Source organism: uncultured Flavonifractor sp. (genome assembly GCF_944385615.1).
Taxonomy (GTDB): domain Bacteria; phylum Bacillota; class Clostridia; order Oscillospirales; family Oscillospiraceae; genus Flavonifractor.
In genome coordinates this window covers 1-9128 of record NZ_CALWXV010000079.1, presented here as the reverse complement: position 1 = coordinate 9128, position 9128 = coordinate 1, and the positions used below count along the sequence as shown (strand labels likewise).

At 53.0% G+C, this 9128-nt stretch carries 6 protein-coding genes and 1 pseudogene; 1 reads left to right on the top strand and 6 read right to left on the bottom strand.

The window, feature by feature from the left end; translation table 11 throughout:
* Positions 1-674 (top strand): annotated as a pseudogene (locus tag Q0J75_RS12775) (relaxase); the annotation flags it as partial.
* A gap of 735 nt (positions 675-1409) precedes the next feature.
* Here the strand turns inward: Q0J75_RS12775 and cas6e are convergent.
* From cas6e to cas3, 6 genes are read right to left on the bottom strand one after another with little or no spacing between them, the layout of a single operon-like run.
* Complete coding sequence (gene cas6e / locus Q0J75_RS12770) at positions 1410-2066, bottom strand: type I-E CRISPR-associated protein Cas6/Cse3/CasE (RefSeq protein WP_297202047.1); 657 nt, start codon at positions 2064-2066, stop codon at positions 1410-1412.
* A gap of 15 nt (positions 2067-2081) precedes the next feature.
* The gene (gene cas5e, locus Q0J75_RS12765; RefSeq protein WP_297202045.1) at positions 2082-2756 is read right to left on the bottom strand and encodes a type I-E CRISPR-associated protein Cas5/CasD; all 675 of its coding nucleotides are present in this window, start codon (positions 2754-2756) and stop codon (positions 2082-2084) included.
* Positions 2753-3826 carry a type I-E CRISPR-associated protein Cas7/Cse4/CasC gene (gene cas7e / locus Q0J75_RS12760; protein ID WP_297202042.1) on the bottom strand — a complete coding sequence of 358 codons (1074 nt, stop codon included), beginning with the start codon at positions 3824-3826 and terminating at the stop codon, positions 2753-2755. The genes cas5e and cas7e overlap by 4 nt, the downstream gene beginning before the upstream one ends.
* Positions 3819-4430 (bottom strand): type I-E CRISPR-associated protein Cse2/CasB, encoded by a 612-nt coding sequence (gene casB / locus Q0J75_RS12755; protein WP_297202040.1) that lies wholly within the window; start codon positions 4428-4430, stop codon positions 3819-3821. The genes cas7e and casB overlap by 8 nt, the downstream gene beginning before the upstream one ends.
* 5 nt (positions 4431-4435) lie before the next feature.
* Entirely contained in the window at positions 4436-6007 is a 1572-nt protein-coding gene (casA, locus tag Q0J75_RS12750; protein ID WP_297202038.1) for a type I-E CRISPR-associated protein Cse1/CasA, read from the bottom strand.
* A gap of 1 nt (position 6008) precedes the next feature.
* Positions 6009-8738 carry a CRISPR-associated helicase Cas3' gene (gene cas3, locus Q0J75_RS12745; RefSeq protein ID WP_297202034.1) on the bottom strand — a complete coding sequence of 910 codons (2730 nt, stop codon included), beginning with the start codon at positions 8736-8738 and terminating at the stop codon, positions 6009-6011.
* Positions 8739-9128 lie beyond the last annotated feature (390 nt).

The following is a 9128-nucleotide window of genomic DNA, read 5'->3' as shown; positions in this document are numbered from 1 at the left end:
ACACGCTGGAAGATCTGCTGGTAGTTCTAACCGGTCAGAAGGATCATACACCCAAAAAGAAAGTGGTTATACAAAAGGAGCAGCCCAAAGTCAATCTGCTGGTGGATATTCAGGCAAAGCTCCAGGCTGGAAAAGGAGTGGGATATGAACGCTGGGCCAAGGTGTTCAATCTGAAGCAGATGGCGCAGACCATGAACTACCTCACCGAGCATAATCTGCTGGACTATAAGGTGTTGGAGGAAAAAGCAGCTGCTGCCTCAGCCCACCATCATGCACTGTCGGCACAGATCAAAGCGGCAGAGAAACGTATGGCGGAGATTGCCATCCTGCGTACCCATATCATTAACTACGTCAAGACCCGTGAGGTCTATGTGGCCTACCGGAAAGCCGGTTACTCCAAACAGTTCCTGGCCCAGCATGAATCAGACATTCTGCTCCACCAGGCGGCCAAGAATGCCTTTGATGATATGGGCGTCAAGAAGCTGCCCAAAGTTAAGGAGCTGCAAGTTGAGTATGCCAGCCTTCTGGACAAAAAGAAAAAAGCCTATGCCCAGTACCGGCGCTCCCGGGAAGAAATGCGGGAACTGCTGACGGCAAAGGCCAATGTGGACAGGCTGATGGATATGGGGCATGACCAAGTACATGAGAAAGAAAAAGACCAGGGCCAGCGTTGAGCTGACCGTGGTGAAAAGCATCCATCGGATGCGTAGCCGCAGAATGAAATTCTGCGTTCAAAGGGGCTTGGGGGCGCTGCCCTCAACAAGCAGTTTGTGGCTGTGGATAGCCACATGCATAGCTTGCGACAATACGTTTGCGACAATACGTTTGCGACAATATGTTTGCCCCCAAGAACAGTGTTGCGCTGGTAATACTGCGCTTGGGATCACCCCCGCATATGCGGGGAAAAGTATTTTTAAATTTGTTCTAACCATTCCCAATAGGGATCACCCCTGCATATGCGGGGAAAAGATCTTCAAGGGCGAGAGCCTGACGCTGGAGCAGGGAGCACCCCCGCGTATGCGGGGAAAAGTGGATGCTGCCGGGCTGTCCCATGCTTTGATAGGGATCACCCCCGCGTATGCGGGGAAAAGTCACCGTACACGGCGCACTTGCGGTACACCTTGGGATCACCCCCGCGTATGCGGGGAAAAGCATCCCTATACCGCCAACGCCACTATCAAGTGGGGATCACCCCCGCATATGCGGGGAAAAGATGTACTCCCAGTCCGCCTCAGGGGTGTAGTAGGGATCACCCCCGCATATGCAGGGAAAAGCTTCCTGACCACAGCCAGATGGCTCCGCTGGTTGCTGACCAGTTTCGCCTGCTTTATCAATAAGTGTGCGCGAACGTCAAACGATCCCCAATCTGCGGCAATGCCTGTAGCGCCGGACGCTCCGTTCCCGGCAGATTACTTATGATCGCTCCCCCGCAGTCTTATGACAGTCAGCAGGCCCAAGCCAAAGGCTTTACCTCGCCCGATTCCCTCCACCAAGGTCTGCCGAAAGCGCACCTCGTCTATTACGGTTAGAATACCCTCAAAGGTAACGGACAGCAGCGAAACCGGTCTCTTACGCTGATCGCCTTTGTAAAACCGCTGCCACTGACTTTTGGCCACGATCACTTCCTCCGGGTCTATGGAAAAACCATGAGTCTCGCACCGATCCAACAGCCACTTCAGCTGATATTCCGGTGTCATATGTGCACATACCATTCCCCGCTTCCCAGGCTCGGATGACTTGATACTCTTGGTGGGATTGGCCGTCAGGCGAAACTGCCAGGCGCTTCCATCCTGAATCCGCTCCAGCAATGTGTCATAAGATTTTGTCTGCCAGGGCTGATCATTCTCCTCCATTCCAAACTGTTTTGCCATATGAGACAGGTCAGGGGTCTGTTCACTGAGCAGAAGAAGGTAATATTTTCCTTGATATTCGTCTACTCGCCAAAGCCGACGCTCCCGCTCGCCAGGAAAGGAGGACTCTATGGCGCCATGAAACAGGCTTGGAGAGAGCAACGCTTTTCTAGTGTCCCGCTTGCCCACATCCAGCTCCATTCTGGTTAAGTACATGGTGGTTCCCCCTCTCTATGGCAGCTCTGCCATGGGATCGTGCAGCACATCCGGCGGAGCGATGGGCAGATGCTCCTCCATCTCCCGATAGGCATATGACCGGGCGCTAATATGGAAGGTAACTGGAAGATCCCGCTGCATCCCCATATTCCTTCCGCCGCATCCGGAATCAGTCAACAAACGCAGCAGAGGTTTCTCACGGTATTGTCTTTGCATCCACTGAGAGGCCAGCCACGGTTCTTGTTTCAGCTCATTTACCAGGCTTCCTTCCCGGATGCCAAGGGCAATGGGCAAAGTTGGCGGGCAGGATCTTCGTCCCAGAAACAGCGGAAAAACTGGAGCTCGCAACGCCTGCTCCAGGGTTTGAAGAAATGCTCGATCCTTGCTCTCCAGGCCAACCAAAAAAGCAGCGTCACAGAGATAGTACCGCTCGGTTACATAGGCGGTTTTATCCCCTTGGTGTGCAGTATGAAAATCCCGCAGCAGCTGTCCCTCCTGATCCACCCGTACCCCAAACCGAAGTCGGCACAGGTCGTCAACGGAATCGGCTCTTCTCCGCCCAAGAGCGGCAGCCAGCAGCCCGATGACTCCGCTTTTGGTCGGTTCTCTGCCCGTGCGCCGTGTCTCAAATCTGGAGTCGCTGCCCCACGCCTGCAAGGGTGCCGCCAGGCGCAACAGCAATGTGCTCATGACTCTTCCTCCATTTGACAGTAGTCAGATACTGCACCCAGAACTGCATCCAGCATATCCTGCATCCCTACCGACGGAGCAAGGGAATCGGCCTCCTCTATTGCCCCAATACAGAACGCTTGCTCCGGCGCCGTGGTAAAGGACTGGTAGGTTCTCTTCGCATAACGGCTCAAGGCCTGAATGGAACGGTTCACATATCCCTCTCCATGGATCCGTACAGGGCACTCAAACGCTCCGGCCAGATTGACAGGCTGATCCCGCCGCAGGGTAATGTAGGCCAGGTCGGGCACTGTGCGGTTGGCAAAGGTGTTCTGCTTGCCTGTGGGCATGGACAGCAAAAAAGCCTTGATAAAGCCCTCCACAGCCTCCGCCGTCTCTCCTTTCAGATTCTGGGCCAACTCTCGCACATTGATAGTTGCATAACGGTAGAGGGTGGCCGAGTGAAACTCCACAGTTCCCAGATGCCCTGCCCCCATATTTTCCTCTGGGGCACAGTCATCTACTGCGGTAAAATAGTCGTATTCATTGCGGACTTCATGGGTGGAAATGCTGTGGGCAACCTGGGCGGCAGCATCATAGTTGAGAGAGGGATCGCTGGCCACCATACGGCCAAAGAGCGCCATATCCACAGATGGATAGTCTTTGAGAGCGTTTTTGTATTGCTGCTTGTCAGTCTCACCCTCGCTTGCCAGCCGTGCCAATTCTCTGGCCTGAATGGGGCTGAGGAAAAACAGCGCATCAGTCTGGGAGGCCTTATTGACTTTGATCCCGGCCGCTTCCAACGCCTTGACAGCCTGTTTTTCACAGTCTTTTTCCTGTCCAAGCGCCTTCAGCTGAGCAGCCACCAACTCCGTGGCACGCTTGGTCCGCAGCCCCACCTGCTCCTCAGTAAACAGGTCCCGGAACATCAGACGCATAGCCCGCTTCCACGCCTGGCTGGATACTCTGGCCCGGGTCACACCGCCGTAAACGGCGGTTTTAGGACTTCCGGTGTCATCTCGATTGATGCAGCTGGGGGGAACGGTCTGCAAAACATGCACATCCACATACAGTTTGGCCTTATTATTCACGATTTTCATCCTCCTTCATTTTCTCTGCCTGTTCCGGCAGTGTGCGGCGGTAAAAATCCTGTCCCCATCGCAGACGAACCTGAGCTTGGTATTCGGCGTTCTGATACCAAAACAGATCCTCAGCAAGCGCCGGGTAATCCAAGGGGATATTTTTGCTGCGGAGCAGCTGCACCATGCCCCGCATGTGGTGGGACAATTCTTCCATGCCTGCAGAGGTCGCAAGTGTATGGAACCGCCGCGCCACACGGCTTTCCTCTTCTGCAGCACCGATTAATCTAGCCACAGACTTTCCCAAGGAAGCATCTGGCTGGCTCATCCACTCCGTTTTAGGGTCTTTCCCCTGTTGATGGAGGGCAAACAGCGTCAGTGCTGTGTAGATGGCCCATTCTGCCCGGCTGGGATCGCGGTTTCCCATCCACTCCTCAGGCATTCCATCCAGAAAAAAGCCCCATAGCTGTGGCATCTCCCCGGGTGTGCATCCGGCACCTCTGCGAAGGTGAGCAAGGGTACTGCGGAAGGAAGCCTCACCCCTCTGATTCTGTAACTGTATCAGCTTTTTGGCTGTAAACCCGGCGATTTTTCTGCCGGTATTCTCCTGGCTCATTTCTTCTATACCTCCCATTGCTTCAGCTCAGATAAAAACTGGTTGAATGCCTTTGGCGCACAGTAGTAGTGAGTTTCTTCCCTGTTTTTGATTTTTTCTGTAACCTCTCTCCCAATCAGCGCTGCTGTTCCGCCCTGGTCCACCAGTTCACGGCCCAGCCCCAGTGAAATTGTTTTCGCCTGACTCCGCCAGGTTCTGCGCATTTCGTTCTGATCGCGGGGCGTTGCATCTGGATCAATGGTCAGCAGCCATTGGCGGAATGGAAGATCCAGCCGGTAGTAGCATTGCTCCTGCGCTCTCGGTACAGCCGATTTTCCTTCCCCTCCCATTGCTCGGTCTAGTTTATAGGCCAATTTGCCCACCGTTTTAGCCAGCTGGTCGCAGTGGCTCACCTCCTCACCGATAAATTTCTGCCACTTATACCCCAGCTCATCCAGCAGGCCGCTGTACATCTGCAGCTGGTCAAAAAACTCATCTACAATGCCGCAATACATATTGCCATATCTGACGCCTGCCAGCTGGAAAGAGATCATCTTGCTCTTTGCCAGCTTTTTTCGTGCCTTCAGTAATCCAATCCAGGCCACGATACCCGGCTTCCGCACATCCTGCCCCATCAGAACAGAAAAATCACGCCACATCTGACGGCTGGGCTGGTGTGCTCTGGGGCGATACCCGATGATCTGATCCCGTTCCTTGATCCCCTCCCACAAGGTCATCTGTTCACAAAAAGCGTTTTCTTTGGGGAAATAGTCCCCGGCTGCCTCCACATAACCGGACACCCACCCATTTTCTCGCTGCAAGAGTGCACGTCGGCACTGAACGGTCAGCAGAGCAGCCTGGTTGTTTGGTGTGGGGATTTCCCGCAGCTTCTCTTGGGGAAGTTCTTCCTCCCATGATGGGGCGCTCGCTTCCCACCGTTCTGTTCCGTTCTTCCACAATACCAAATTCAGCATCAACGTCTCAAAGAGCGTCTCTCCCTTTGCCATGATCAGGCCAATGCTGCCCAACCAGCTTAATTTGGGAGAGGGCTTTTTTGCGGCTGTATCCCCAAACCCCTGAAGAAAAACCAGCCACCGGGCAGCCTCATCATAGGTAAGTCGATTTTTTCTCTCTCCGTTCCACAAAGAAAATAGCTGGGTCTTATTGCTGCTCTCAACCAGTGCGCCGTTCAGCTTTTTTGCCGGATTCGTTGTACCCTGCAGCTCGGGTACCTGGTAAAAAGGCCGCTCCGGATGGAATAGCCAGAATCGCTCCTGCCACTGGGTGAGATAGTCTTGTATCTGATCTTGTGGAAACGCCCCAAGCGCCCACAGAGCCCCCCAGCGCCGAAGAGCCTCCTGCACTGTTGAAATCTCCTCTGGCAACCCCTGTTCATTCACCCGTGAAAACACAGTGTGAATCACTGCCAGCAGCATCCGGAGCATGGCACTATCCTGCGTTTTACTCTCTCCGGCCAAATCCCGGATCTGATGCGCTTGTATCAGCGCTTCCGTCAGCGATAGTTTTGCAGTGCTGCCATCCGCTCTGAGCACGCAGATCCACGGCTCCTCCAACAGCGAAAATACCCGTTCCTCCATCTTACTCCTCCTTCCGGCTGCACTGCAGCCCGAGTGCTTTGGTATAGGTCAACTGGTATCCGCACAGTTCCGTTTTCCCTTGCTCATCCAGAAACAGAAACAGTTCTCCCTGCAGCAAGGGGGCATAGTTCCACTCCGGCACCACGGACTGCCGGAGCGCCTCTAGGGCAGCAATGGTGCGGTCCAATGTCCTTCCGCATAAAACTCGGGGGAGTTGTATCCGCTGCCGCAGGATCTGTCTGCATTCCTGCTGGGATGGGATATGATCCCTTGGCACTGCTACGCCGCCATACTGCCACGGCAGAAAGGCAACTTCGCCGGATTCTCTCAGCTCCATCACCAGGACATCCAATCCCGGTGTGCCATCCCGTACCGTGGCCTGCGCCGCCCAGTCACCATTACCCAGGCTGCTGTCCAGCAATCCGTGCATTGTCTCATCCAACTCGTCAAAACCTGGGAGCCGGAAGCTCTGCGCACGATTCTCTTTTTCTTTAATGTTTTGCTGATGTTCCTGCCAAAAGAGAAACGCTGGATCCTCTTTTGACAAAACCTCATCGCCATTTTGATAGGCCTGTTGTACCAATGGCGAGATGTCCTGGGGCAATGTGATCTGTTCGGGAAGAAGCTGATTGGTACGGTAGAGCAGCCATTTGCCATAAACTGCAATGGTACCGTCATCGGGCGTATCTCGCTCCAGCACCACACAAACCGCCTTATCCAATCCTTCTGGTCGCTGTCTCCCATGGCGGTGCAGCCGTCCCAATCGCTGTAGCAGCAGGTCCATGGGACAAATCTGTGTAATCAGAACGTCAAAGTCGATATCCAACGACTGCTCCAGAATTTGTGTTCCTACCACAATCACTCCGTTTCGCTGTTCAGGTGTGGAGTGTTTCCCCAAAACGCGGAGCAGTTCACTTTCGCGCTCCGAACGGTCTGCCATCAGCAGCCTGGAGTGGATGAGAATCACTGGATGCTCGGGAAACATATCATGCAACTCCTGGGCCAACTGCTGCGCCTGGCGCACTGTGTTCACAACAACGCCCACGCAGCCTCCTTTTGAGACTACGCTTTTTATCAGCACGGGAATCTGCTGCCTGTCTGCCCGTTCCATTTGAACCAAACGTGGAGGCTGGTCCACCTGAATATTGCACTGCCGCACCTTTGTCCCGTCTGTCCAAGTCAGCAGGGGATAGGCCTGACTCTCTTTCCAATCCAATCTTTCTCCTTTGGGAAGTGTCGTATTTTGATAAGCAAAAATCAACTCCCTGCGCCGTCGGGCGGGTAACGTGGCCGAGAGAAGAATCACCGGGACGCCATATGTGCCAAGCCAGTTGAGCGCCCGATCCAAATAGCGGTTCATGTAGGCATCGTAAGCATGGCACTCATCCACAATGACTACTTTTCCCGCCAGGCCTAAGTGACGAAGCATCACATGCTTCTGCTTCAGGGCCGCCATTAATAGCTGGTCAACGGTTCCAATGACAAAGTCAGACAGAAGAGCCTGTTTCCGTCCTTCAAACCAAGGGTGGACAACCAGCCCTTTGACGGGAGCATCCTCATTTTGTACAGCTGCGCCATGAAAAACAGACTGATACTCCTCATTCAATTCCGCCATCCCGTGGGCCAGCCGGATACTATGCTGGGCCTGCTCTGACTGCCGCTGGGCCCACTGCTTCAGGCGTGGGAAAATGCCATTGGCAGTCGCTTGTGTGGGCAGGCCAAAGAAAATACCGCTACACCCCAGTTTGCCGGCAATCACCTCCGCCCCTGCCAGCGCGGCCTCCGTTTTCCCTACGCCCATCTGCGCTTCCAAGATAAAAATCCCAGGCTGCCCGCTATCCTCTATCGCCTTGACCATTTCCTGCTGAACGGTATTCCATACAAACCCAAATCGCTCCTGAAACCTGAAATCATTCATACGAACTGTGTCAGGACACCACTGTTGTGGGAGGTTCAGTTTTTTCCAGCCATCTTGAATCCGTAGGGGATAGTCAAGGGATCGGCCTGTGTCTCCAAGTTCCAGCAACGGGAAATAAGTGGGATTACTGGCGATCCAGTCTGCCATGATTAGCATACCGGTAGCCAGCACCTGGGAAGGAATATCTATTTGCGGCAGGTCCTCTACACCGGAATAGCCACACGCATAGAGTGCCAAATCCAGCCATTCCTGCCACAGTGTCTCCCACTGTTTTCCTACGGAACTTTCTTCCCCGTCTATGCCATAGAAGTTTACATCATAGACTTCCAGCCAGTCTTCCACATCATCGCCGATTTCCTGTGGGCGGCCATGGTGCGCACCGACCACAGCGGCTACCCCAGGCGGGCAGCCCAAATGGAGTAAAATAGCTTCCCCAGATAATCCATGTGGCGTTTTATCTGAATCAAGAAATGTATGATAATTGGGAATTTCTATGCCATAATTTCGGAGGTGAGCACTCATCTCAGGGATATAAGCCGTGATTTTTGATTGAAAGACCGGGGTACATTTTCCTATATCGTGTACAAGGGCAAGAAACACACAAAGCCGAGTCCACTCCTGATTTGATAAACACATCCTGTCTTCGGCCATGTTCAAACAACGGTGTGTTAGCAAATGCTCCATAACCCCCGCAGTATCAAAAAGATGGGCCCAGATTGGCAGCCAGCCGCCTTGCTGTCTCTGCCCAGTCTTGGCAGCCAAATAGTAAAAAAGATCGTTTTGCGGCTTCTTATATGCTAAAAATTTTGGCATCGTTTTTTCTCCTACTATTTAGGGCTTACTGAAAAAGTGACAAGCTGCTGCATAGCTACACAGGCAATGTAATTGTCCGATATAAATTGTGCGAATTTCTCATAGAAACCGGTAATTTTCCGTATTAGAAAGTGCACGCTGATATTTGCCCATGCACGATATTCCTTCTTCAATCCCACCTCTGTCAGGGCAAACACACACCCAAAACGAGGGTTTCGCTCCACAAAACCGTCATTTTGAGGTATTTTTAAGTTTCTAAATTTCCATATTTCATAATATATCTCAGCAAAACGCAACAATAATACACGGTATCCATGTTTTCGGTAAAATGAAAATGTAGCAAATGGTACTCAAAAAGTGAGCACCCCAATGGCAAATAAAAAGAGCCAT

Coding starts and splice junctions, on each gene's coding strand:
- cas5e (WP_297202045.1), bottom strand. CDS start 2,756: ATGAGCACATTGCTGTTGCGCCTGGCGGCACCCTTGCAGGCGTGGGGC.
- casA (WP_297202038.1), bottom strand. CDS start 6,007: ATGGAGGAACGGGTATTTTCGCTGTTGGAGGAGCCGTGGATCTGCGTG.
- cas6e (WP_297202047.1), bottom strand. CDS start 2,066: ATGTACTTAACCAGAATGGAGCTGGATGTGGGCAAGCGGGACACTAGA.
- casB (WP_297202040.1), bottom strand. CDS start 4,430: ATGAGCCAGGAGAATACCGGCAGAAAAATCGCCGGGTTTACAGCCAAA.
- cas3 (WP_297202034.1), bottom strand. CDS start 8,738: ATGCCAAAATTTTTAGCATATAAGAAGCCGCAAAACGATCTTTTTTAC.